Origin of the sequence: Streptomyces sp. NPDC094147 (assembly GCF_044764265.1) — a bacterium.
Lineage (GTDB): Bacteria > Actinomycetota > Actinomycetes > Streptomycetales > Streptomycetaceae > Streptomyces.
Genome location: NZ_JBIWHT010000001.1, coordinates 1,072,317 through 1,095,816, shown reverse-complemented (window position 1 = coordinate 1,095,816; position 23,500 = coordinate 1,072,317). Strand labels below are relative to the sequence as shown.

The window sequence follows — 23,500 nt, the reverse complement described above, 5'->3', positions numbered from 1 at the left end:
AACTCGTTTCCCTCAGGTTAACGAGCGCTAACCGCATTGTCTAGAATGAATTCCCATGAGCACCCGTACCGACGCCCCGACCCGCCGCGAGCAGATCCTGCGCGAGGCGGCCCGCCTCTTCGCCGAACGCGGCTTCCACGGTGTCGGCGTGGACGAGATAGGAGCCGCGGTCGGCATCAGCGGGCCCGGTCTGTACCGGCACTTCGCGGGCAAGGACGCGATGCTCGCCGAGCTGCTCGTCGGGATCAGCGGGCGGCTGTACGACGGCGGGCGCAAGCGGGTCGCCGAGGCGGCGGGCGACCCCGAGCGGCTGCTCGGCTCGCTCATCGACGGCCACATCGACTTCGCCCTGGACGACCGGGCGCTGATCACCCTGCACGACCGCGAACTCGACCGGCTCCGCGACAGCGACCGCAAACTGGTGCGCCAACTCCAGCGGCAGTACGTCGAGCTGTGGGTCGGCGTGGTGCGGGAGCTGTACCCGCCGGTGGCGGAGGCGGAGGTGCGCGGCGCGGTGCACGCCGTGTTCGGCCTGCTCAACTCGACGCCGCACCTGGGTTCCCACGGCACCGGGCTGCCGGGGCGGGCGGCCACCGAGGAACTGCTGCGCCGCCTGGCCCACGGGGCCTTCGCCGCGCTGGACGCGCGCTGAGCGCGTCCTGGCGCGCGCGGCGGCCCCGGTGGCGTCCGGTGCTCGGGACACTGCGGCCGCGCCCCCCGCGCGCGGGGCAGAATGGCCGCATGCCGATACCCAGCCGTGCCGCCCTCGTCGACCACCTAGTCCGTACCCGCATCGCCGGTGAGGTCGCCACTCCCCGCGACAACAACCTCTCCCACTACCGCAGGCTCGCCAACGGCGACCGCCACTACTGGCTGGGCCTGGAGCTGGGGGAGCGCTGGAGCGACGAGCAGGACGTGCTCGCGGTGATGGCCGAGCGCTGCGGGGTCGTGGACGACCCGGGGCACCGGACGGGCCAGGACACCATCGACCCCGAGCTGACCGTGGACGCCCTGGAGCGGATGGCGGCGCGGCTGCGCAAGGCCGCCGCGGGCAAGCAGCGGGTGCTGTTCGCGACCGGGCACCCCGGCGCGCTCCTCGACGTGCACAGCCGCACCGCCGCCGGGCTGCGCGCGGCGGGCTGCGAGATCGTACGGATCCCGGGCGGGCTCACGGCCGACGAGGGGTACGTCGTGCAGTTCGCGGACGTGGCCGTCTTCGAACGCGGCGCGAGCCTGTGGCACACCCACTCGCCGGAGCCGATGCGGGCGATCCTGGACGCGCTGGACACCCCGCCGGACCTCGTGATCGCCGACCACGGCTGGGCGGGGGGCGCGGGGCAGCGCGGCATCGACGCGATGGGCTACGCGGACAGCAACGACCCCGCGCTGTTCATCGGCGAGGCGGAGGGCACGCTCCAGGTGACGGTCCCCCTGGACGACCACGTCCTGGACCCGCGCTTCTACGAGCCGATGACGGCGTATCTGCTGGACGCGGCGGGGCTGGGCTGAGGGGGCGGGATCTCCGTCCCGTCCCGCCCGTGAGCGATCCCCGGGTGTCCGGACGCGGCGGTGTGCGAGGTCAGCGCGGGATGCGGACGACGCCCTCCTGGATCACGGTGATCGCGAGCCGTCCGTCCTGGGTGTAGATGCGGGCCTGCCCGAGCCCGCGCCCGCCGGACGCCGACGGCGACTCCTGGTCGTACAGCAGCCATTCGTCGGCGCGGAACGGCCGGTGGAACCACATCGCGTGGTCGAGCGAGGCCCCCACCACATCGCCGACCGCCCAGCCGCCGCGCCCGTGGGCGAGCAGCACCGAGTCGAGCAGCGTCATGTCGGAGACGTACGTGGCCAGGCACACGTGAAGCAGCGGGTCGTCGGCCAGCTTGCCGTTGGTGCGGAACCACACCTGCGAGCGCGGCTCGCGCGGGGTGCCGACGCTGCCCCACGGCGGTGCGTCCACATACCGCAGATCGACGGCCGCGCGGGCTTCGATCAGCCGGTCCACCACGCCCGGGTCGCGGAAGGCGTCCGCGTAGCGGGGCAGCATCTCGGCGGCGGTGGGCAGCGACTCGGGATCCGGCGCCGGGGGCATGCCGGTCTGGTGCTCCATGCCCTCCTCGTATGTCTGGAACGACGCGGAGAGGTGGAAGATCGGCTGCCCGTGCTGGATGGCGACGACGCGGCGGGTGGTGAAGGAGGCGCCGTCGCGGATGCGGTCGACCGTGTAGACGATCGGCGCGCCCGGGTCGCCCATCCGCAGGAAGTAGGCGTGCAGCGAGTGGGCGGTCCGGTCGGCGGGGACGGTGCGGCCCGCGGCGACCAGTGCCTGGGCGGCCACCTGGCCGCCGAAGACGCGGGGGACGACCGCCGAGCGGGAGTGCCCCCGGAAGACGTCCTCCTCGATCCGCTCCAGGTCGAGCAGATCGAGGAGGCTCTCAAGTGCCTGATGCATGAAGGTAGTTGTACCGGACCGGTTTTACAGGCCCATGTCCTTGGCGATGATCGACTTCATGATCTCGCTGGTGCCGCCGTAGATCCGGTTGACCCGGTTGTCGGCGTACAGGCGGGCGATCGGGTACTCGTTCATGAAGCCGTAGCCGCCGTGCAACTGGAGGCAGCGGTCGATGACGCGGTGCGCGACCTCGGTGCAGAACAGCTTCGCGGACGCGGCCTCGGCCGGGGTCAGCTCGCCCGCGTCCAGGGCCTCCAGGGCGCGGTCGGCGACGGCCTCGGCGGCGTCCACCTCGGCCTGGCAGGCGGCCAGTTCGAACTTGGTGTTCTGGAAGGAGGCGACCGGCTTGCCGAAGACGGTGCGGTCCTGCACGTACTCCTTGGCGAACCGGACGGCCGCCTTGGCCTGCGCGTAGGCGCCGAACGCGATGCCCCAGCGCTCGGAGGCGAGGTTGTGGCCGAGGTAGTAGAAGCCCTTGTTCTCCTCGCCGAGGATGTCCTCGACGGGCACCTTGACGTCGACGAACGCGAGCTCGGCGGTGTCGGAGGTCTTCAGGCCGAGCTTGTCGAGCTTGCGGCCGACGGAGTAGCCCTCGGACTTGGTGTCCACGGCGAACAGCGAGATGCCGTGGCGGCGGTCCTCGGCGGTGGGCGCGTCGGTGCGGGCGCAGACGATCACGCGGTCGGCGTGCACGCCGCCGGTGATGAAGGTCTTGGCGCCGTTGAGGACGTAGTGCGAGCCGTCCTCGGAGAGCTTGGCGGTGGTCTTCATGCCCGCGAGGTCGGAGCCGGTGCCCGGCTCGGTCATCGCGAGGGCCCACATCTCCTCGCCGGTGACGAACTTCGGCAGGAAGCGCTTCTTCTGCTCGTCGCTGGCGAGCATCTTGATGTAGGGCAGACCGAGCAGCACGTGCACACCGGAGCCGCCGAACTGGACGCCCGCGCGGGCCGTCTCCTCGTACATCACGGCCTCGAACTTGTACGAGTCGATGCCGGCGCCGCCGAACTCCTCGTCCACGCGGATGCCGAAGACGCCGAGGTCGGCGAGCTTGGAGTAGAAGTCGCGCGGCACGATGCCCTGCGCGAACCACTCGTCGTAGACGGGGACGACCTCGGCCTCGATGAAGGCGCGCAGGGTCTCCCGGAACGCCTCGTGGTCCTCGTTGAAAACGGTACGGCGCACGGACGCCCTCCTCGACTGGCAGTTGGCTAAGCGCTTGCTCAGGGTTGAATTACGAAGTTACCCGCCAGTCACCGGGCTGTCCAGAGTGAGCCTCAGCACTTCTGAGCGCCAGCCACAGCTCGGTGCGTACGTCCATGTCGTCCAGATCGCTGCCGAGCAGCGCCGCGCAGCGGGCGATCCGCTGGCGCACGGTGTTGCGGTGCACCCCGAGCGCGACGGCGGTGCGGTCCCAACTGCCGTGCAGCGAGAGCCAGTTGCGCAGGGTGGTGCGCAGCGGGTCGCTCAGCGGGGCGAGCAGTTCGCGTGCGTACGCGGCGGCCTCCGCCGGGTCCATCAGCGTGCCGAACCCGGCGGCCCGGTGGCAGGCGAGCGGCACCCGGGTCGCCTCGGCGCGCTGGAGGGCGCGGGCGGCCTGGGTGTCGGCGACGGCGAGCGCGCCGATCCCGGCCGGGGCGCTGACGCCGAGGGTCCAGCCGGGGTGCGGGTCGACATCGACGCCCGCCGGCACGAGGCCCCGCACGAGGTCTCGGCCAGCATCGAGGAGCGGGGTCCCCAAATCGGGCGGGGCGCCCTGCCCCCGGGCATGCACGACCACCCAGGGACCGTCACCGAGCAGCGGCGCCACCTCGTCGGCCGCGCCGCCGAGCAGCAGCCGCACCAGCGCCCCCGACCGCGCGGCCTCATCGGCCCCCTGCCGCTCGGCGGTGAGCAGGGTGAGGAGTACGGCCGCGACGCCGGAGACGGTGTGGTCGCCGGGGGCGCGGTGGGCGGTGGCGACGGCGAGAGTCAGCCCTCGGGGGCCGGCGAGGGCGTAGGCCGCGAGATGGGTCTCGCCGACGGAGTCGGTGGCGGTCAGCGCCTTCGGCGCGACCCCGCCGCCCCGCCCCTTCCCGGGACCCTCCGGGGGATTGCCCATCGGCCGCTCCTCAAGCCCCTCCGGCGCTTGAGGAGAGGGTTGCGGGGCAGAGCCCCGTGCCCGCCGGCCCGCAGCCGGCCCATCCACCGCCGGAGGCTTTCGGGAAGGGGCGGGGTGGGGAAGGTCCGCCGAAGGCGCCACCACCCGCACCAGCCGCCGCACCCCCTCCAGGGCGGGGCCCGCCGGCTCCGCCCCCGCCGCGTACAGCACCGCCCCCTCCGCGGTCACCAGCGACGCCCAGCCCCCGAGCCGCCCCGCCAGCTGCCGCAGCACCGCCGGAACCGGATCCGGGCGCCCCGCGGCCGCGGCCAGCGCGCGCTGGGCCTCCCCGACCCGCCGCAGCTCGTCGTGGCGCGCCCGCGCCATCAGCAGCCAGACCGCCCGCGCCACCCCCGAGAACGTCGTACGCGGCGGCACCTCGATCAGCGGCAGCCCATGCCGCTCGCAGGCCTCGACCAGTGCGGGCGGCACCGCCTCGTACACCGGCGCCACCCCGAAGCCCAGCGCCGCCGCGCCCGCCGCCACGACCCGGGACACATAGCGGTCGGGGTCGGCGAGCTGCACACCCGCCGTCATCAGCAGCTCGCCGCCGAGCAGATACGGGTACGGGTCGGCCATCTCCGAGGTGTGCACCCAGTGGATGTCGGCGTCCGGCGGCCCCGCGATCTGCCGCAGCCCGAGGTCGGCGCGGGCCAGCAGGGCGGCCAGCGCGATGGGCGGAGTGGGCGGAGCGGTCGGTTCCGGCATGGTGGACGATCCATCCATCGGCAGCGTCGGGAGTGTAGGAAACGTACACTTCAGCGTTGCTTTCCGGCCACCTAGGGTCGTGCCGACCGGCGGCCGCGGGTACGGGCGGATGTCCCCGCGAAGAGCCGACACAACCTCGATTCCCCCTGCACGACACGCCACCGAGTGAGCGCGAAGGAGGGCCCCGCATGGCCGTCGACTACACAGTGATCGTCGTCTATCTGGCCGGGATGCTGGCGATGGGCTGGTGGGGCATGCGCCGCGCCAGGTCGAAATCGGAATTCCTGGTGGCGGGGCGCCGTCTCGGGCCCGCCATGTACTCCGGCACCATGGCCGCCATCGTGCTCGGCGGCGCCTCGACCATCGGCGGTGTGGGCCTCGGCTACAAGTACGGCCTGTCCGGCGCGTGGATGGTGCTCACCATCGGACTCGGCCTGCTCGCGCTCAGCGTCTTCTTCTCCGCCCGCATCGCCCGCCTGAAGGTCTACACCGTCTCCGAGATGCTCGACCTGCGCTACGGCGGCCGGGCCGGGCTCATCTCCGGCATCGTGATGTGGGCCTACACCCTGATGCTCGCGGTCACCTCGACCATCGCGTACGCCACCATCTTCGACGTCCTCTTCGACCTCGACCGCACCGTGGCGATCATCCTCGGCGGCGCGATCGTCGTCGCGTACTCGACGCTCGGCGGCATGTGGTCGATCACGCTCACCGACATGGTGCAGTTCGTGGTCAAGACCATCGGAGTGCTGCTCCTGCTGCTCCCCATCGCCGTCGTCAAGGCCGGCGGCTTCGGCGCGATGGAGACCAAGCTGCCCACCGAGTACTTCGACCCGCTGGGCATCGGCGGCGAGACGATCTTCACGTACGTCCTGATCTACACCTTCGGCATGCTGATCGGGCAGGACATCTGGCAGCGGGTGTTCACCGCCCGCAGCGACAGGGTCGCCCGCCTCGGCGGCACCGTCGCCGGTACGTACTGCCTGCTCTACGCCGTCGCGGGCGCCGTCATCGGCACCGCTGCCAAGGTCCTCTACCCGAAGCTCGGCAGCGCGGACGACGCCTTCGCCACCATCGTCAAGGACGAACTCCCCGTCGGCGTAAGGGGGTTGGTGCTCGCCGCCGCCCTCGCCGCCGTGATGTCGACCTCGTCCGGCGCGCTGATCGCCTCGGCCACCGTCGCCAACAACGACATCTGGGCGCGGCTGCGGGGCACGGCCGGGGGCTCCCCCGACCACGACGAAGTCAGGGGCAACCGCGTCTTCGTCCTGATCATGGGCATCGCGGTGATCGTCATCGCGACCCGGCTCAGCAGCGTCGTCGAGGGCCTCACCGTCGCCTACGACCTGCTGGTCGGCGGACTCCTTGTGCCCATCCTCGGCGGGCTGCTCTGGAAGCGCGGCACCGCGGCGGGCGCGCTCGCCTCCGTGGCCGTCGGCGGCCTCGCGGTCGTCGCGCTGATGGTCAGGTACGGCATCCTCGCCAACGAGCCCGTCTACTACGGACTGCTCGCCTCGCTGCTCGTGTACGTCCTCGTGTCGTACGCGACGGAGCCGACCGACGCCGCGGTGCTCGCCCGCTGGCGCGAACGGCTCGCGGGGCGGAACACCGGGCCGGACGCCGGTCCGGACCCCGCGCAGCCGGCCGCCGACGCGGCGCCGGCGCACAGCTAGAGTCACACTGATAAAGCGCATAAACGCTGAAACGAAGGGCAATTCAGATGAGCAGCAACGAAACGCCGCGCGGTCCGATCGACTCGTCCCGCGTCCCGCGGTACGCCGGACCCGCGACCTTCGCCCGGCTGCCCCGCCTCGACGAGGTCGGCACCGCCGATGTCGCCGTCGTCGGTGTGCCCTTCGACTCCGGGGTCTCCTACCGGCCCGGCGCCCGCTTCGGCGGCAACGCCATCCGCGAGGCCTCGCGCCTGCTGCGCCCGTACAACCCGGCGCAGGACGCCTCGCCCTTCGCGCTCGCCCAGGTCGCCGACGCCGGTGACATCGCGGCCAACCCGTTCAACATCAACGAGGCCGTCGACACCATCGAGGCCGCCGCCGACGACCTGCTCGGCACCGGCGCCCGCCTGATGACGCTGGGCGGCGACCACACCATCGCGCTGCCGCTGCTGCGCTCGGTGGCCAAGAAGCACGGCCCGGTCGCCCTGCTCCACTTCGACGCGCACCTCGACACCTGGGACACCTACTTCGGCGCCGAATACACCCACGGCACCCCGTTCCGCCGGGCCGTCGAGGAGGGCATCCTCGACACCGAGGCGCTCTCCCACGTCGGCACCCGCGGCCCGCTGTACGGCAAGCAGGACCTCACCGACGACGAGAAGATGGGCTTCGGCATCGTCACCTCCGCCGACGTCTACCGGCGCGGCGCCGACGAGGTCGCCGACCAGCTCCGCCAGCGCATCGGCGACCGCCCGCTGTACATCTCCATCGACATCGACTGCCTCGACCCGGCCCACGCGCCCGGCACCGGCACCCCCGAGGCCGGCGGCATGACCTCGCGCGAACTCCTGGAGATCCTGCGCGGGCTCGCGTCCTGCAACCTGGTCTCCGCCGACGTCGTCGAGGTCGCCCCGGCCTACGACCACGCCGAGATCACCAGCGTGGCCGCCTCGCACACCGCGTACGAGCTCACCACGATCATGTCCCGCCAGATCGCGGCCTCCCGGACCGCCTGATGACCCACGACCACGACATCGTCCTGCGCCCCACCGCGGCGCAGACCGCGGCCGCGCTGAACCCTCCCGCCGGACGCAACGGCGGTGACCTGGTCGTGGAGACGCTGGCCGGGCTCGGCGCGACCACCGTGTTCGGGCTGCCCGGCCAGCACGCGCTCGGCATGTTCGACGCGCTGCGCCGCTCGGACCTCACCTACGTCGGGCTCCGGGTCGAGAACAACGCGGGGTTCGCGGCCGACGCGTACGGCCGGATCACCGGCGAGGCGGCCCCGCTGCTGCTCTCGACCGGCCCCGGCGCGCTGACCTCGCTCGCCGCGCTCCAGGAGGCGGCGGCCGCCTCCTCGCCGGTCCTCGCCATCTCAAGTCAGGTGCCCACGGCGGGACTTGGCGGCGGACGGCACGGCTATCTGCACGAGCTCCGCGACCAGAAGGCGTCCTTCCGCGACGTCGTGAAGTCCGTGCACACCGTCCGCAGCCAGTCGCAGATCCCCTCCGCGATCGCGGCCGCCTGGGAGTCGGCGCTGACCGCCCCGCACGGGCCGGTCTGGGTGGAGATCCCGCAGGACGTGCTGCTCGCCCGGACGGCGCTGCCCGTCGTCACGGCCATGGACGCCTACCCCGAGGACCTGCTCCCGCGCCCCGAACTGACCGCGGTGGCGGCCGAGTTGCTCTCGAAGGCGGCCCGCCCGGTGATCATCGCGGGCGGCGGAGTCGTACGCTCCGACGCCTCGGGCAAGCTCCTCGCGCTCGCCGAGAAGCTGGACGCGCCGGTCGTGACCACCTTCGGCGGCAAGGGCGCCTTCCCGTGGCAGCACCCGCTCTCGCTCCAGTCGTGGATGGAGGACCGCCACACCACGGACTTCCTTCAGGACGCGGACGTCCTGCTGGTGGTCGGCTCGGGCCTGGGCGAACTCTCGTCCAACTACCACACGTTCCGCCCCCGGGGCCGGATCGTCCAGATCGAGGCGGACCTCGGCAAGCTGGAGTCCAACCACCCGGCGCTCGGCATCCACGCGGACGCGCGGATCGCGTTGCAGGCCCTGCTCGAAACGGTCCCGGAGCGCAGGGACCCGACGGCGGCCGAGTCGGTACGTTCCGTACTGGCGAAGGTCCGGGCCCGTATCGACGCGCAGGACCTCGGCGCGGAGCAGGACATCCTGGCCGCCGTCCACGCGGCGCTCCCCGCGGGCACCCCCAGCTTCTGGGACATGACGATCCTGGCCTACTGGGCCTGGTCGGCGTGGCCCGGCGCGATGCACTCGGCGCAGGGCGCGGGCGGCCTCGGCTACGGCTTCCCGGCGGCGCTCGGCGCGGCCGCCGCGGACCGCACCCGGCCCGTCCTCGCGGTGTCGGGCGACGGCGGCGCGATGTACTCGATCGCCGAGCTCGCCACGGCCAGGCAGTACGGCCTGCCGGTCACCTGGCTGATCGTGGACGACGGCGGCTACGGCATCCTGCGCGAGTACATGACGGACACCTTCGGCGAGGCCACGGCCACCGAACTGGCCCGCCCCGACTTCGTCGCGCTCGCCGAATCCTTCGGCGTCCCCGCCGTCCGCACCACCCCGGACACCCTCTGCGCCGACCTGTCCAAGGCGCTGGCCGCCCCGGGCCCCTCGGTGGTCGTACTGCCCGCCCTCCTGAAGATGTTCGCGCCCACCCACCTGTGAGGTGGGGTCCTGGGCCTTGCGTCCCGTATTTGTTGCGCCGGGATGAAATCCGCAGGCCCGCGTGTTGGGTCTTGCGGTAGGGCTGAACAACGGGAGGCATCGGTGGCGTCGGCTGAGCGGGCTGCGGAGCAGGGGTGGGCGCGCAGGCTCACCGGGTACGCCTGGCACTACCGGCGCAATGCGCTGCTGGCGCTCGGGTCGTCGCTCGGCGGCATGGCCGTCATGGCGCTCGTCCCACTGATCACCAAGGTGGTCATCGACGACGTCATCGGGCACCACACGCGCTCGCTGGCCGTCTGGACCGGGCTGCTCATAGCCTGCGCCGTCGTGGTGTACGGGCTCACCTACATCCGGCGGTACTACGGCGGGCGCCTCGCCCTCGACGTCCAGCACGATCTGCGCACCGAGATGTACCGCACGATCACCCGGCTCGACGGGCGGCGGCAGGACGAGCTGTCCACCGGGCAGGTCGTCGGGCGGGCCACCAGCGACCTCCAGCTGATCCAGGGCCTGCTCTTCATGCTCCCGATGACCATCGGCAACGTACTGCTCTTCGTGATCTCGCTCGTGATCATGGCCTGGCTGTCGCCGCTGCTCACCCTCGTCGCACTCGCCGTCGCGCCCGCGCTCTGGTTCATCGCCAAGCGCAGCCGCACCCGGCTGTTCCCCGCCACCTGGTACGCCCAGGGGCAGGCCGCCGCCGTCGCGGGCGTCGTCGACGGCGCGGTGTCCGGGGTCCGGGTCGTCAAGGGCTTCGGGCAGGAGGACCAGGAGACCGGCAAGCTCCGCGAGGTCGGCCGCAGGCTCTTCGCCGGGCGGCTGCGCACCATCAAGCTGAACTCCCGCTACACCCCCGCCCTCCAGGCCGTCCCCGCCCTCGGCCAGGTCGCCATGCTGGCGCTCGGCGGCTGGCTCGCCACCCGCGGCGAGATCACGCTCGGCACCTTCGTCGCCTTCTCCACCTACCTCGCCCAGCTCGTCGGGCCGGTCCGGATGCTCGCCATGGTGCTCACCGTGGGACAGCAGGCGCGGGCCGGCGTCGAGCGGGTCCTGGAGCTCATCGACACCGAGCCGTCGATCGAGGACGGCACGAAGGAACTCCCGGCCGACGCCCCCGCCACCGTCGAATTCGACGCCGTCAGCTTCGGGTACGACGCCGACCGGCCCGTCCTCGACGGGTTCTCGCTCGACATCCGCCCCGGCGAGACCGTCGCCGTCGTCGGCTCGTCCGGCTCCGGAAAGTCCACCGTCTCGCTGCTCCTGCCCCGCTTCTACGACGTCTCGCACGGCGCCGTCCTGGTCGGCGGCCACGACGTGCGCGAGCTGACCCTCTCATCGCTGCGGTCCGCCATCGGACTCGTACCGGAGGACTCCTTCCTGTTCTCCGACACCGTGCGCGCCAACATCGCCTACGGAAAGCCGGACGCCACCCAGGAGGAGATCGAGAAGGCCGCGCGCGCCGCCCAGGCCGACCGGTTCATCGCCGAACTCCCCGAGGGGTACGACACCACCGTCGGCGAGCACGGGCTCACCCTCTCCGGCGGCCAGCGCCAGCGCGTCGCGCTCGCCCGCGCGATCCTCACCGACCCCCGCCTTCTCGTCCTGGACGACGCGACCTCGGCCGTCGACGCCCGCGTCGAGCACGAGATCCACGAGGCCCTGAAGTCGGTCATGGCGGGCCGCACCACCCTCCTCATCGCCCACCGCCGCTCCACCCTCGGCCTCGCCGACCGCATCGCCGTCCTCGACCGCGGACGGCTCGCCGCCATCGGCACCCACGAGGAACTGCAGCGCGACAGCGCCCTGTACCGCCGGCTGCTCACCGACCCCGACGAACTCGGCGCCGTATCGCCCGGCCACGTCCCGTCCGCCCCGGCCCTGGAGGACGACGACCGCTGGGTACGCGACGAACTCGACGCCGAGTTCGACGCCGAGCGCGGCATCACCCCGCAGCTGTGGGTACGCGAGGAGAAGCCGGAATCGTCGGCCCCCGGCGGAATGCCCGCCACCCCCGAACTGCTCGCCCAGGTCGAGGCGTTGCCGCCCGCGACCGACACCCCCGGCATCGACGAGGCGAAGGCCGTCAAGGCCGAGGACTCCTACGGGCTGCGCAGGCTGCTGCGCGGCTTCGGACTCCCGCTGCTCGCCAGCCTGCTCCTGGTCGCCGTCGACGCCGGGATGTCGCTGCTCCTGCCGGTCCTCATCCGGCACGGCATCGACCAGGGCGTCACCCGGCTCGCGATCGGCGCGGTGTGGGCCGCCTCCGGGCTCGCGCTGTTCACCGTCGCCGTCCAGTGGCTCGCCCAGACCGGCGAGACCCGGATGACCGGACGCACCGGCGAACGCGTCCTCTACACCCTGCGCCTGAAGATCTTCGCCCAGCTCCAGCGGCTCGGACTCGACTACTATGAGCGGGAGTTGACCGGCCGGATCATGACCCGCATGACGACGGACGTGGACGCGCTGTCCACGTTCCTCCAGACCGGCCTGGTCACCGCCTTCGTCTCCGTCGTCACCTTCTTCGGCATCATGGTGGCGCTGCTCTTCATCGACATCCAGCTCGCGCTCGTCGTCTTCGCGACGCTGCCGCTGCTCGTCGTCGGCACCTACTTCTTCCGCAAGAAGAGCGTGCAGGCCTACGAACTCGCCCGCGAGCGGGTCAGCGTCGTCAACGCCGACCTCCAGGAGTCGGTGTCCGGGCTGCGCATCGTGCAGGCCTTCCGCCGCGAGCGCGACGGGGCCGAGCGGTTCGCCGGGCGCAGCGACCACTACCGGCAGGCCCGGGTGCGCGGCCAGTGGCTGATATCGGTCTACTTCCCGTTCGTGCAGCTGCTCTCGTCGGTGGCCGCGGCGGCCGTGCTGATCGTCGGCGCGGGCCGGGTCGACCACGGCACCCTCACCACGGGCGCCCTGGTCGCCTACCTGCTGTACATCGACCTGTTCTTCGCCCCCGTACAGCAGCTCTCGCAGGTCTTCGACGGCTACCAGCAGGCGGCCGTCTCGCTCAAGCGGATCCAGGAACTGCTCCAGGAGAAGACCTCCACGGCCGCGGCCGCCGAGCCGCTCGACGTCCTGTCGCTGCGCGGCGACATAGCCTTCGAGGACGTCGACTTCGCGTACGGCGACGACGAGGAGGCGCTGAAGGGGGTCGCGCTGCGGATACCGGCCGGGCAGACCGTCGCCTTCGTCGGCGAGACCGGCGCCGGGAAGTCCACCCTCGTCAAGCTGGTCGCCCGCTTCTACGATCCGACGGGCGGGCGGGTCACCGCCGACGGCACGGACCTGCGCGACCTGGACATCACCGCCTACCGGCACCGGCTGGGCGTGGTGCCGCAGGAGGCGTACCTCTTCGAGGGCACGGTCCGGGACGCCATCGCGTACGGGCGCCCCGAGGCCACCGACGCCCAGGTGGAGGCCGCGGCCCGCGCGGTCGGCGCGCACGACATGATCGCCACCCTGGACGGCGGCTACCTCCACGAGGTCGCCGAGCGCGGGCGCAACCTGTCCGCGGGACAGCGGCAGTTGATGGCGCTGGCCAGGGCGGAGCTCGTGGACCCGGACATCCTCCTGCTCGACGAGGCGACCGCCGCCCTCGACCTCGCCACCGAGGCCCAGGTCAACCAGGCCACCGACCGGCTCACCGGCCGCCGCACCACCCTGGTCGTCGCCCACCGCCTGACCACGGCGGCCCGCGCGGACCGGGTGATCGTGATGGACCACGGCCGGGTCGCCGAGGACGGCACCCACGACGAACTCCTCGCCCTTGACGGCCAGTACGCGCGCCTGTGGCGCACCTTCATCGGCCAGGACGAGGACGAGGGCGAGTCGATGGCCGCGGTCTGAGAACCGTCGGGCACCTGTCCGCGTCCCACCTCACAAACGCTCAGGTGGTGGAAGGGTGCAAGCGTGTTCGATGGGGTTGTGGACAGGAAGCTCCTCGGGCCGGCGCTGGCCGTGCTCGCGGCGGCCGGCGGGTTCGTCGTGTTCGGACCGGCCGGCGGCAGCGCGGACGCGGCGGCGGCGTGCGCGGGGCGTCCGGTGAAGGCGGTCGCGTTCAGCACGGGCGAGCTGCGGCTGTACAAGGGCAACGGGTACGCGTGCGCGGTGGCCGCCGCCAAGAACCCGGGCCCCAGGCGCCAGATGTCGGTGACCGTCCAGGCCCGCGGCGGCGCCCCGGCCGGCGACTCGGGCAGCTACACGAAACTGGCGGGCCCGATCACCGTGCACTCCGGCAACCGCTGCGTACGGGCCACCGCGGCGATAGCCGGGGGATCGGCGGACACCGGCTGGGTCTGCTGAGCCTCCGCGCGCCCGACGCGCACCCTCTGTGAAGGTCAACTGGGTCTGGCGGGGCGGGTGTTGCCCCCGCTAGGTTCACGGGGCACGTTCCGTGCCCACAGGGGCCGCACAGGGGAGGGTGAATGCGCAAGGCGCTCAGATGGCTGTTGTCGCTCGTCGTGCTGATAGGCACGATGACCGCGGCGGGAGCCACGGCCAGCACGGCTACCGCCGCGGAGCCGGACATCAAGGACCGCATCCTGGCGATACCCGGGATGAGTCTGATCGAGGAGAAGCCGTACAGCGGCTACCGCTACTTCGTACTGAACTTCACCCAGCAGGTCGACCACCGCAACCCGTACAGCCGGGCCACCTTCCAGCAGCGGATCACCCTGCTGCACAAGGACACCGACCGGCCCACGGTCATGTACACCAGCGGCTACAACGTCTCCACGACGCCCGGCCGCAGCGAGCCGACGCAGATCGTCGACGGCAACCAGGTCTCCGTCGAGTACCGGTTCTTCTCGCCGTCGCGGCCGACGCCCGCCGACTGGTCCAAGGACGACATCTGGCAGGCCGCCACCGACCAGCACGCGATCTACCAGGCCCTCAAGCCCGTCTACACCAAGAACTGGCTGACCACCGGCGGTTCGAAGGGCGGCATGACCGCCACGTACTACAAGCGCTTCTACCCGCGCGACATGAACGGCGTCGTCGCGTACGTGGCCCCCAACGACGTGGTGAACAACGAGGATTCGGCCTACGACCGGTTCTTCCAGACCGTCGGCACCAAGGAGTGCCGCGACAAGCTGGAGGGCGTGCAGCGCGAGGCGCTGGTGCGCCGGACGCCGCTGGAGAAGAAGTACCGGCAGTACGCGGCCGCGGGCGGCTACACCTTCAGCACCGTCGGCACGCTCGACAAGGCGTACGAGGCCGTGGTGCTCGACTACGTGTGGGGCTTCTGGCAGTACCACCTGCTCGCTGACTGCTCCACGATCCCGGCGGACCCGGCGCACGCCACCGACCAGGCGATCTGGGACTCGGTCGACACGATCTCCGGGTTCTCCTTCTACACCGACCAGGGTCTCGCCCCGTACACGGCGTACTACTACCAGGCCGGTACGCAGCTCGGCTCGCCCACCATCAAGCAGCCCTGGCTCGGTGACCTGAGCCGGTACGGCTACCAGCCGCCGCGCAACTTCGTGCCGCGGGACATCCCGATGCGGTTCCAGCCGTGGGTGATGCGGGACATCGACAACTGGGTGCGGCACCGCGCCGACCACATGCTGTACGTCTACGGGCAGAACGACCCGTGGGGTGCGGAGCGGTTCGGCCTCGGGGCGGGGGCGCGCGACTCGTACGTCTACACGGTCGCGGGCGGCAACCACGGCTCGAAGGTCTCGATGCTGGCGGCGAAGGAGAAGGCGTCGGCCACCTCCTCCATCCTCCGCTGGGCGGGCCTCGCGGACGCCCCGGCCAAGCCCCGGGCCACGTTCGACGCGAAGCTGGACGACCAGCCGATCGACCGGGAGCCGGTCCTGCACCCGTAGGACACTCCCGGTCCGGGAAGGGGCGGGGTGGGGGACATCAGATCCGCCTCGCGCACCCCACCGCCCCTTCCCCGCCCGTCAGTTGGACGTACAGCACCGTCGCGGGCGGACACTCCGCGCGGCGGCGCACGGCCGACACCACCCTGAACTGGGGTGCTCGGCCCGAGCCGTCGCACGGGGTCTCCTTCACCAGCTCCGCCCCCGCGTCGTACACACAGTCCCCGACCACCGTGTACGGCCCACCCCCCATCCCGGGATCCCCGGGATGCGGCGGCTCCAGGTTGCGCATGCACGCATAGCCGCGCGACACACTGCCGTCACCGTTCTCGTTCGCCGAGGGCCGGCTCTCGGCGACGTACAGCACGAAGTCCGTGTCGAGCGGGCACATCACGGCCGCGCCCTTCGACACCGCCCCGTCGCGCCGGACCAGCACCCGCGCCACCGCCCGCTCGCTGGTGCACGCCACATCGTGGAAGTCCTTGGTGTCGCCCACCGCCCCCTCGCGCGAGGCGCAGTGACCGGTCGCGAGGAACGTCGCCGCGGCGTCGGGCGGCGGGCTCGCCGCAGGCGTCGCGGCCGCGAGTTTGCCCTCGGCCGCCGAGCCGCCCGCCGCGTTCTGACACGCCGTGGCGAAGCCCAGCGGGACGAGCAGCAGCAGACACGCCGACAGAGCATGCCGCCGCAAACGGTACGTACGCATACGACCCCCCAGAACCCCCCCGGATACCCCTCAAGCGTGACCCGCCGGAGCGGGAACGCGCCAGGTGTCCGGGGGTCTTTGCGCCCGATGGGGGTAGTGGGCGGGGTCTGCGGCGTACGTCTGGTACGACAGTCCGTAGCCGATCGGATACAGCACCTGCGTTGGATCATCGGCGCGCGGGACGGCGACCGGGAGGCGGCCGCGCGGCTCGGCCCGGCCCGCCAACACCCGTACTGCGGCCCGGAGTTCGACGTCGGTCCAGGAGTAGGTGGCGAGCGAGGCGGCGTATCCGCTGAGGTACGCGATGTCGTACGGGTTGCGGATCGCGAGGTGCACGACGGGGACGCCGCTCGCCCCGAGCGCGGCGACGAGCCTGCTCTGGGCGCCGCCCGCGCCCGCGTCGTACGTGCCGACGATCACCGCGTCTTGTCCGGCGGCCGCCGCCACGGCCGCGTCGATCTGCGTCTGGGTCGGCAGCGTGCCGGTGGGCAACACCGTGGTGCGGAAGCCCAGTTCGGTGAAGGCGCGGGCGAGCACGGTGGTGGGCGGGCCCGTCGTGCCGGACGGCGACGCGGGGTCGGCGCCGACGATGAGGAGGTCGTGGTGGCGCCGCCGGGAGAGCGGGAGCAGCCGGTGCGGATCGGCGAGCAGGGTGGTGGTCCGCTCGGCGATCGCGTCGGCGGCGGCGAGGTGCGCCCGGGTGCCGACGGCCTGGTCCACGCCCCGGGCGGTGACGTACGGGCGGGTGAACAGGCCCCGCCTGTCCTTGAGCCGGAGGATGCGCAGGATCGATTCGTCGAGCCGGGCCTCGGGCAGTTCGCCGCTGTCCACCGCCGCGCGCACCCCGTGCCAGGCCACGTCCAGCCTGGGCGGGTCGAGCAGCTGGTCGGCGCCCGCCTTGAGGGCGAGCACGGGCACCCGGTCGTCGCCGTACTTGTCGCGTACGCCCTTCATGCCGAGCGAGTCGGTGATGACGACCCCGCCGAAGCCGAGCTGTTCGCGCAGGATGCCGGTCAGGATGGGGCGCGAGAGCGTCGCCGGGTCGTTGCTCGGGTCGAGGGCGGGGAACTGGATGTGGGCCGTCATGATCGCGTCGATCCCGGCGGCGATCGCGGCCCGGAAGGGTGGCGCGTCGAGCCGCTCCCACTCCTCCCGGCTGTGGGTGATCACCGGGATCCCGGTGTGGCTGTCGACGCTGGTGTCGCCGTGGCCGGGGAAGTGCTTGGCGGTGGCCGCGACGGAGGACTCCTGGTAGCCGCGCACCTCGGCCGCGACCAGGCGGGCCACGGCGCCGGGGTCGGCGCCGAAGCTGCGTACGCCGATGACGGGGTTGGCGGGGTTGACGTTCACGTCGGCGTCGGGGGAGTAGTCCTGCCGGATGCCGATCGCCGCGAGTTCGGCGCCCGAGATGCGGCCGAGGGTGCGGGCGTCGCGGACCGAGCCGCCGGCGCCGACGGCCATCGCGCCGGGGAAGAGCGTGGCGGGCCTGCCGACGCGGCACACGGTGCCGTGCTCCTGGTCGGTGGCGATGAGCAGCGGCAGCGGAGTGCGCTGGGCGAGACCGGCGGCCTGGATGCCGTTGGACAGCTCGGCGATCTGGTGCGGGTCGCGGGTGTTGTGCGCCCAGGTGAAGTAGATGATGCCGCCGACGTGGTACCTGGCGATGAGCTCGGCGGCGTCGCGCACGCCGAGCTCGCGGAGGTTGGCGTCGATGTCGGCCTGGTCGGGGGCGGTCGCGGAGTGCCCGTACACCCGCATGACGAAGAGCTGCCCGATCTTCTCCTCGACGGACATGCGGGCGATGACCGCCCGCAGCCGGGCGTCGCGGGCCACTTCGACTGCTGTGGCTTCTTCCGCCCCGCCTGCTTCGTCTTCTTCGGCGTACGCGGGGAGCTGGGGTCCGAGGGCGGCCATGGCGGCCGCTGCGGCGGTGGTGGTGAGGAGGCTGCGTCTTGAAGTGCGGTGCTGCACGTGCGCTCCTTCCGGCGGTGTACCCAGGGAAGTGGAAGAAACTTCCAAGGCGAACCGATATCCGGAAAGTTATTGCCAGTCAAGGGTATGCGCACAAAGCCGCCCGGCGTGCCCCGGAGGGGCGCCGCCACCGGCGCGATGGGAGGGGCGGCACCGGTGGCGGCGTGCTGCCGGCCGCAGGCGGCTGGAGAGGGGAGTCGGCGATCACGGCCAGCAGCGAGAGCCGACACCGCTCTGCGGAGACTCACCGGCAGCACGGGGGTTGGACGGGGGCGGACGGAACGGGGTTCCGCCGACGCCCCGATTGGCGCGGCCACATCCAGTTGGTCCGGCGAGGACCGGGGGTCCGGGGGCAGAGCCCCCTCCGCGGCGGAGCCGCTGAATGTCACAGCGGGAAGGGGCGGGGTGGGGAAAGTCCCCCGGGTGGCTACCAGGTCGCGCCGGCGATCTGGCGGGTGGTGGCGTTCAGCCGGTTGAAGAGGTTCGTCACGGCGATCATGAGGACGATCGCGGAGAGCCCCTTCTCGTCGAAGTGGCGGGCCGCCTCGTCCCAGATCTCGTCCGGCACCGCGTCGGCGCGGTCGGCCAGCCGGGTGGACGCCTCGGCCAGCGCGAGCGCGGCCCGCTCGTCGTCGCTGAAGTACGGCGCCTCCCTCCACGCCACGACGGTGGTCAGCTTGTCCTCGCTCACGCCGTGCTTGCGCGAGCTGGCGATCCCGCCGTAGACGCAGGGGGCGCAGCCGTTGATCTGGCTGGCCCGCAGGTGCACCAGCTCCAGGGTGGACTCGGGCACCCCGCCCTCCTTGGTGGCCTTGATCAGGTCGAGGATGGCGGGCATGGCGCCGGGGAGGACCTGGGCGGGGTTCGTGATACGTGCCTGCATGGCAGTGACTCCTGTGTAGTGGGTGGCGCTTCGTTCGCGTTCACTGCACTGACACGCGGCACGGCGGGAGTGTGACAGCCCGCCCTGAAATTCTTCGTGACGAGGGTTGTTGGGACCGACCCGCGACCTGACCGCGGCACGCCAGGCTCTTGCACGGCATCGGGCATCGAGCAGTGGACGCGCCGACACGACGCGCGGTGACACACCTCAATGACGTACCCCTGACGCTCCCGTGTCGGGGGCGCCAGGGGTACGTCATTGAGGGGCGGAGCAGTTTGTCAGGCCTGGTTGACGGTGTGGGGTCGCAGCTTGCGGGCCAGGACTGTTGTGGCCAGTACCGCGGCGATGATCGCGCAGAGCACCAAGAGCCGGGGGGCGCCCGTGAACTCGCTGCCCAGGCTGTTCCTGAGCAGGCGCTCCGCGGCCAGTGAATGGATCACCATGGTGCCGAGAGCGGCGCCGGCGCCGGCCATCCACGCCCACAGCGGGTCGTGCAGGGCCAAGAGGCACGCCAGCGCCAGGCAGACGGCCGCGATGATCACGGACACGCCTGCCCCCGGGTTCTCCGAACGCAGATCCATGAAGTCGGCCGGGAGATGGATCGCGCCGATCACCAGCAGCGCGACCGCCGCAGGCCAGCGCAGGACGGACCGTACGGGCTGCAGCCCTCCGGTCCGCGCCGCGGCCGCGGTCTGGGCCGCGGGTACCGCGTCGGGGGTGGGAGGTATTTCGGTCTGTGCCGCGGCCACGGCGGTGGGCGCGGGCGGTACTTCGGTTTGGGTCGCGGCCGCGGGGATGGGCGCGGGCGGTACTTCGGTTTGGGTCGCGGCCGCGGGGATGGGGGCGGGCGGCTCTACGGTCTGGGCCGCAGCTTCCGCGATGTAGGCGGGCGGTACTTCGGTCTGGGCCGCAGTCACGGGGATGGGGGCGGGCGGCTCTACGGTCTGGGCCGCGGCTACCGCGATGGGGGCGGTCAGCGCTTCGGCCAGGGCCGCGGCTACCGCGTCAGGGATGGGCGGCGCTTCGGCCACGGCCACAGCCGCGTCCGGGGCGGGTGGTGCGATGGCCACCGGCTCTTCGGGGGAGCCGGCCGGGCGGGGCGCGATGCCGTCCGGGCCGAAGCTGGCGATCAGGGCGGCCACGTCTTCGATGGGCCGGTCCAGCGCGGCCGCGCGCAGAGCCGTCTGGGCGTCCTGGGCCGAGTTCGGGGGCTCGTGCAGCAGGGCGATCAGCTGGTGGACCTCCTTCACGGAGCGGGTCACGGCGGCCAGACGCAGTGCCTGGTCGCCCGGTCGCGGGTATCCACCCGCCCTGTTGAGGAGATGCACCAGGGAGGTGACCTCGTTCAGGGGCCGGGCGGTGGCCACCGCGCTGAGCAGGAGCCACTGAAGGTCGTCACCCGGGCCTATGGGGGTGGGGTTGCGCTCGTCCTGAGTGGGGTTGGGATCGGATGCCATGACTCGGGTTCCCTTCTGAGCCTCGGCGCGACGCCATTGGTTCTGGCTGTCACGGCGTGTGATGCGCTACGCACATACAGGCATAACAGCTCAAAAGGGATATTCGGGCCATTCGTACTGTCCTGGGGGATAACCCGAATGGACTGAAGTGGTGGGCGCCTATTGGTCGACGGGGGGCCGTGTCTGTGGCCGATGTCGCTGCAAGTCGTAGGTATTTCGGGGCCCATCCGGCGAAATTCTGGTTCGTGCGGGGCGTTGGGCTGTACGGGCGGCGGGTGACGGAGCGCCCGTCGAGGCGCTCGCCCGGGACCGTGGCCCACGGAGCAGTGGGAGCTGTTCGACCAGCAGGCGTACGCCGGGCTGGAGAGACTCTGCGCCGTGGACTGGGCGGCGACCGGGCGGGCGTAGACCCGCGAAAGCCTTTCTGGCCCCGGCGGTCCGTGCGACAGGCTGCTCGCCGCCGTTCACGTCATCGAGAGCGCCCGGTGCTCGGCACGGGAACGGTTCACTCGCTCCCGCAGCGCGAGCACGTGCACGGCGGGTTCCGCCAGGCCGATTCGAGCGGCCCCGCGTCATGCCCCGGCCGGGGCATGACGTACGGCTCCCACGTCCGCCCGCCGTCCCGCGACACCCGCAACGAGAGTGCCGGGCCCGCTACCAGCGCCCCCCATGCCGGACCGCCTTCTGCATCAGCCATGCGCGTACCTCTCCCTCCTCCTGCGGAGAGGCGGTGCGCAGATCGCGCACGGCGATCGTCGCGACGAAGTGGACGAACCGGACCCGCCGCCATTCGCCGTCGGCGCCGATCACTTTTCCGGGCCCGTACACGTCGGTGCCCGTGTGGGCGACGTATGCCCCCACGTCGTGCGCTCCCATGCCACCGCCTCTCACTGTGTGTGTTGTTTCGCTCACAGAGTGAGGTGATCCTGGTTACGCTCGCCAGGGGGTAACCGGTGTCAACGCATCTGACACATCAGGGAGTTGGGCATGGCGATTGAGGACAATCCCGTATCCCGTGCGAGCTATGGCGCGGAGCTGCGCCGTCGGCGGGAGGAAGCAGGGCTGACGCAGGAGGAGTTGAGCGGGCTGGCGATCATTTCGCGCTCGTACATCGCGCATATCGAGGCGGGGAGAAGGCGGCCGTCCCTGGACGACGCCCAGAGGCTGGACCAGGTGCTGGCGTCGGGCGGGTTCTTCGAGCGGTTCCTCCCGACCCTGGACGGCCGCAAGGTGGCTGAACACTTCAAGGAGGCGCTGGAGTTCGAGGGCCAGGCGACTGTTATTCGGGAGTACGCACCCAAGATGGTGCCGGGCATTCTTCAGACAGAGGCGTACGCACGCGAAGTGCTTGGCTCCGGACATCCGCCCAAGAGCAACGAGGAGCGTGACCGGCTCCTGGTCACTCGTCTCGAACGTGCCCGCATACTCGACAACTTCGACTCGCCCGTGGTGTGGACGCTGCTCGACGAAGCGGTGCTGCGGCGGCCGATCGGCGGCCCGGCCGTGATGTGCGAACAGCTGCGGCACATCGTGGCGTTGGGGGAGAGCCGACGTATCCGTGTGCACGTGCTTCCGTTCACGGTGGGCGCCCACGCCATCCTGGAAGGCTTCGTCTCGCTCATGTGGTTCGCGGACTTGCCTCCCATCGCGTACGTGGAGGGCCTGAAGACGGGCAGGGTGTGGGAACTTCCGTCCGTGGTGCGGCAGTGCCAGGAGGTTTACGATCACGCTCTGGGCGACGCACTGTCGCACCGTAAGTCCCTGGCGCTGATCAGGTCCGTGGCGGAGGATTACGAGCATGAAGCGCAGTGAGCAGATCATCCCGGACGCCTCGGTGCTGACCGCCTGGCGCAAGTCCAGCTACAGCGGCGGCAGTAGCGGCGAGTGCCTGGAAGTCAGCGAGGCCTACGCGACCTGGCGTAAGTCGACGTACAGCGGTGAAAGCGGAGGCGAGTGCCTGGAGTTCAGTGACAGCTGCTCGGCCTGCATACCCGTGCGGGACAGCAAGAACGCGACCGGGCCCGCCGTCGTGTTCGGCCCGGGGGCCTGGACCTCGTTCGTCGGGGCGGTCAAGAGTGGGGCGCTCGGTCGCTGAGGCGGTCGGGGGCGTCCCAGGCCTCCCGGAGTGCCTGAACCGCCGCGGTGATCGCGGGGCGGCGGGCCGCGCCGGTGCGCCACAGGGCGTACAGGCGCCGGGTCGGAACGGGCTCCAGGCGTAGCGCCACCACGCCTTCGGGGAGCGGTCCCCGGCCCAGGCGCGGGACCAGCGCGATGCCGAGTCCGGCCGCGACCAGGGCGAGCTGGGTGTGGTACTCGGCCGCCTGGTGGCGCAGTTCGGGTTCGTGGCCGTCGGCGCGCAGGGTGCGTACGAGCCAGTCGTGGCAGACCGAGCCGGGCGGCTGGCAGATCCACGGCTCGTGGGCGAGATCGGCGCGATGGACGACCGGGCGGGTCGCCAGACGGTGGCCCGCCGGGACCAGGATGTCGCAGTGGTCGTCGCCGATGGCCGCGTGCTCGACGCCCTCGGGGGCGGGCAGCGGGGCGATGTCCCAGTCGTGGGCGACGGCCAGATCGATGACGCCCTTGGCCACCAGGTCGACGGAGACGTGCGGGTCGACCTCCGACAACTGCGTTTCCAGTGAGGGGTGTTCGCGCGCGAGGGCGGCGAGCGCGGAGGGGAGCAGACCCCGGGCCGCCGTCGCGAACGCGCCGACCGTCAGGCGCCCGGTGGGCCGCCCGCGCCGCTCTTCGAGTGTGGTCTCCGTACGCTCCACGATCGACAGCAACTCCCGTGCGGCGAACGCGAGATGGAGGGCGTCCTCGGTGAGCGCGATGCCCCGGCCGCGACGCTCCAGGAGGGTCGTACGGGTCTCCCGCTCCAGCTTGGTGATCTGCTGGGAGACCGCGGACGGGGTGTAGCCGAGCGCGGCGGCCGCCGCCGCGACCGAGCCGTGGACGGAGACCGCGTGCAGCGCGCGCAGCCGGGCCAGATCGAGCACGGGAGC

19 protein-coding genes are annotated in these 23,500 nt (G+C 71.8%); 10 read left to right on the top strand and 9 right to left on the bottom strand.

The window, feature by feature from the left end; all coding sequences use genetic code 11:
* The first annotated feature begins 55 nt into the window (after positions 1–55).
* Positions 56–652 (top strand): TetR/AcrR family transcriptional regulator, encoded by a 597-nt coding sequence (locus ACIQ8J_RS04905; RefSeq protein WP_403264889.1) that lies wholly within the window; start codon positions 56–58, stop codon positions 650–652.
* Positions 653–741: 89 nt separating this feature from the next.
* A complete protein-coding gene (locus ACIQ8J_RS04900) occupies positions 742–1,509 on the top strand; it encodes a phosphatase (RefSeq protein ID WP_403264887.1) in 768 nt (255 codons plus the stop codon).
* Positions 1,510–1,579: 70 nt separating this feature from the next.
* On the opposite strand, the gene ACIQ8J_RS04895 is transcribed toward ACIQ8J_RS04900, so the two are convergent.
* The 3 genes from ACIQ8J_RS04895 to ACIQ8J_RS04885 are packed head-to-tail and all read right to left on the bottom strand — an operon-like array spanning position 1,580 to position 5,297.
* Positions 1,580–2,452, bottom strand: a complete 873-nt coding sequence (locus ACIQ8J_RS04895) for an acyl-CoA thioesterase (RefSeq protein ID WP_403264884.1) — start codon at positions 2,450–2,452, stop codon at positions 1,580–1,582.
* Between the two features lie 24 nt (positions 2,453–2,476).
* Positions 2,477–3,634 carry an acyl-CoA dehydrogenase family protein gene (locus ACIQ8J_RS04890; RefSeq protein WP_403264881.1) on the bottom strand — a complete coding sequence of 386 codons (1,158 nt, stop codon included), beginning with the start codon at positions 3,632–3,634 and terminating at the stop codon, positions 2,477–2,479.
* A gap of 49 nt (positions 3,635–3,683) precedes the next feature.
* A complete protein-coding gene (locus ACIQ8J_RS04885) occupies positions 3,684–5,297 on the bottom strand; it encodes a PucR family transcriptional regulator ligand-binding domain-containing protein (protein ID WP_403264878.1) in 1,614 nt (537 codons plus the stop codon).
* A 188-nt stretch (positions 5,298–5,485) separates the two neighbouring features.
* Between ACIQ8J_RS04885 and ACIQ8J_RS04880 the strand changes: the two genes are divergently transcribed.
* The 6 genes from ACIQ8J_RS04880 (at position 5,486) to ACIQ8J_RS04855 (ending at position 15,484) form a co-directional block, all read left to right on the top strand.
* Positions 5,486–6,970: a sodium:solute symporter gene (locus ACIQ8J_RS04880; RefSeq protein ID WP_403264875.1), complete on the top strand. Its 1,485-nt coding sequence runs from the start codon at positions 5,486–5,488 to the stop codon at positions 6,968–6,970.
* A gap of 47 nt (positions 6,971–7,017) precedes the next feature.
* Positions 7,018–7,986 (top strand): agmatinase, encoded by a 969-nt coding sequence (speB, locus tag ACIQ8J_RS04875; RefSeq protein ID WP_403264872.1) that lies wholly within the window; start codon positions 7,018–7,020, stop codon positions 7,984–7,986.
* On the top strand, positions 7,986–9,656 hold the full coding sequence (locus ACIQ8J_RS04870) for a thiamine pyrophosphate-binding protein (RefSeq protein WP_403264869.1): 1,671 nt from the start codon (positions 7,986–7,988) through the stop codon (positions 9,654–9,656). Before speB ends, ACIQ8J_RS04870 begins: the two co-directional genes overlap by 1 nt.
* 102 nt (positions 9,657–9,758) lie before the next feature.
* Positions 9,759–13,499 (top strand): ABC transporter ATP-binding protein, encoded by a 3,741-nt coding sequence (locus ACIQ8J_RS04865; protein ID WP_403264866.1) that lies wholly within the window; start codon positions 9,759–9,761, stop codon positions 13,497–13,499.
* A 78-nt stretch (positions 13,500–13,577) separates the two neighbouring features.
* The gene (locus ACIQ8J_RS04860) at positions 13,578–13,955 is read left to right on the top strand and encodes a hypothetical protein (protein ID WP_403607744.1); all 378 of its coding nucleotides are present in this window, start codon (positions 13,578–13,580) and stop codon (positions 13,953–13,955) included.
* A gap of 122 nt (positions 13,956–14,077) precedes the next feature.
* Positions 14,078–15,484 (top strand): S28 family serine protease, encoded by a 1,407-nt coding sequence (locus ACIQ8J_RS04855; RefSeq protein ID WP_403264861.1) that lies wholly within the window; start codon positions 14,078–14,080, stop codon positions 15,482–15,484.
* Positions 15,485–15,521: 37 nt separating this feature from the next.
* Here ACIQ8J_RS04855 and ACIQ8J_RS04850 read toward each other — a convergent pair whose 3' ends face one another.
* The 5 genes from ACIQ8J_RS04850 to ACIQ8J_RS04830 all read right to left on the bottom strand — a co-directional run bounded on the left by ACIQ8J_RS04850 (position 15,522) and on the right by ACIQ8J_RS04830 (position 21,371).
* Positions 15,522–16,184, bottom strand: coding sequence for a hypothetical protein (locus ACIQ8J_RS04850; protein WP_403264858.1), 663 nt, complete (start codon positions 16,182–16,184; stop codon positions 15,522–15,524).
* 30 nt (positions 16,185–16,214) lie between these two features.
* Positions 16,215–18,155 carry a glycoside hydrolase family 3 protein gene (locus tag ACIQ8J_RS04845; protein WP_403264857.1) on the bottom strand — a complete coding sequence of 647 codons (1,941 nt, stop codon included), beginning with the start codon at positions 18,153–18,155 and terminating at the stop codon, positions 16,215–16,217.
* A 427-nt stretch (positions 18,156–18,582) separates the two neighbouring features.
* Complete coding sequence (locus tag ACIQ8J_RS04840) at positions 18,583–19,038, bottom strand: carboxymuconolactone decarboxylase family protein (protein ID WP_403264854.1); 456 nt, start codon at positions 19,036–19,038, stop codon at positions 18,583–18,585.
* A gap of 278 nt (positions 19,039–19,316) precedes the next feature.
* A complete protein-coding gene (locus tag ACIQ8J_RS04835) occupies positions 19,317–20,495 on the bottom strand; it encodes a hypothetical protein (protein WP_403264851.1) in 1,179 nt (392 codons plus the stop codon).
* A 654-nt stretch (positions 20,496–21,149) separates the two neighbouring features.
* Entirely contained in the window at positions 21,150–21,371 is a 222-nt protein-coding gene (locus tag ACIQ8J_RS04830) for a hypothetical protein (RefSeq protein WP_403264848.1), read from the bottom strand.
* A 111-nt stretch (positions 21,372–21,482) separates the two neighbouring features.
* Here ACIQ8J_RS04830 and ACIQ8J_RS04825 point away from each other — a divergent pair, with 111 nt between their 5' ends.
* Together ACIQ8J_RS04825 and ACIQ8J_RS04820 are read left to right on the top strand one after the other, a co-directional pair.
* Positions 21,483–22,307, top strand: a complete 825-nt coding sequence (locus tag ACIQ8J_RS04825; protein ID WP_403264845.1) for a Scr1 family TA system antitoxin-like transcriptional regulator — start codon at positions 21,483–21,485, stop codon at positions 22,305–22,307.
* A complete protein-coding gene (locus ACIQ8J_RS04820) occupies positions 22,294–22,590 on the top strand; it encodes a DUF397 domain-containing protein (protein ID WP_403264842.1) in 297 nt (98 codons plus the stop codon). The genes ACIQ8J_RS04825 and ACIQ8J_RS04820 overlap by 14 nt, the downstream gene beginning before the upstream one ends.
* Here ACIQ8J_RS04820 and ACIQ8J_RS04815 read toward each other — a convergent pair.
* Positions 22,565–23,494, bottom strand: coding sequence for a LysR family transcriptional regulator (locus ACIQ8J_RS04815; protein ID WP_403264839.1), 930 nt, complete (start codon positions 23,492–23,494; stop codon positions 22,565–22,567). The genes ACIQ8J_RS04820 and ACIQ8J_RS04815 overlap by 26 nt on opposite strands.
* Positions 23,495–23,500 lie beyond the last annotated feature (6 nt).

Bases quoted from the DNA above. Each gene is read 5' to 3' on its own strand.
- ACIQ8J_RS04905 (WP_403264889.1), top strand. From the start codon at position 56: ATGAGCACCCGTACCGACGCCCCGACCCGCCGCGAGCAGATCCTGCGC.
- ACIQ8J_RS04900 (WP_403264887.1), top strand. From the start codon at position 742: ATGCCGATACCCAGCCGTGCCGCCCTCGTCGACCACCTAGTCCGTACC.
- ACIQ8J_RS04895 (WP_403264884.1), bottom strand. From the start codon at position 2,452: ATGCATCAGGCACTTGAGAGCCTCCTCGATCTGCTCGACCTGGAGCGG.
- ACIQ8J_RS04885 (WP_403264878.1), bottom strand. From the start codon at position 5,297: ATGCCGGAACCGACCGCTCCGCCCACTCCGCCCATCGCGCTGGCCGCC.
- ACIQ8J_RS04880 (WP_403264875.1), top strand. From the start codon at position 5,486: ATGGCCGTCGACTACACAGTGATCGTCGTCTATCTGGCCGGGATGCTG.
- speB (WP_403264872.1), top strand. From the start codon at position 7,018: ATGAGCAGCAACGAAACGCCGCGCGGTCCGATCGACTCGTCCCGCGTC.
- ACIQ8J_RS04870 (WP_403264869.1), top strand. From the start codon at position 7,986: ATGACCCACGACCACGACATCGTCCTGCGCCCCACCGCGGCGCAGACC.
- ACIQ8J_RS04855 (WP_403264861.1), top strand. From the start codon at position 14,078: ATGCGCAAGGCGCTCAGATGGCTGTTGTCGCTCGTCGTGCTGATAGGC.
- ACIQ8J_RS04850 (WP_403264858.1), bottom strand. From the start codon at position 16,184: ATGCGTACGTACCGTTTGCGGCGGCATGCTCTGTCGGCGTGTCTGCTG.
- ACIQ8J_RS04840 (WP_403264854.1), bottom strand. From the start codon at position 19,038: ATGCAGGCACGTATCACGAACCCCGCCCAGGTCCTCCCCGGCGCCATG.
- ACIQ8J_RS04835 (WP_403264851.1), bottom strand. From the start codon at position 20,495: ATGGCATCCGATCCCAACCCCACTCAGGACGAGCGCAACCCCACCCCC.
- ACIQ8J_RS04830 (WP_403264848.1), bottom strand. From the start codon at position 21,371: ATGGGAGCGCACGACGTGGGGGCATACGTCGCCCACACGGGCACCGAC.
- ACIQ8J_RS04825 (WP_403264845.1), top strand. From the start codon at position 21,483: ATGGCGATTGAGGACAATCCCGTATCCCGTGCGAGCTATGGCGCGGAG.
- ACIQ8J_RS04820 (WP_403264842.1), top strand. From the start codon at position 22,294: ATGAAGCGCAGTGAGCAGATCATCCCGGACGCCTCGGTGCTGACCGCC.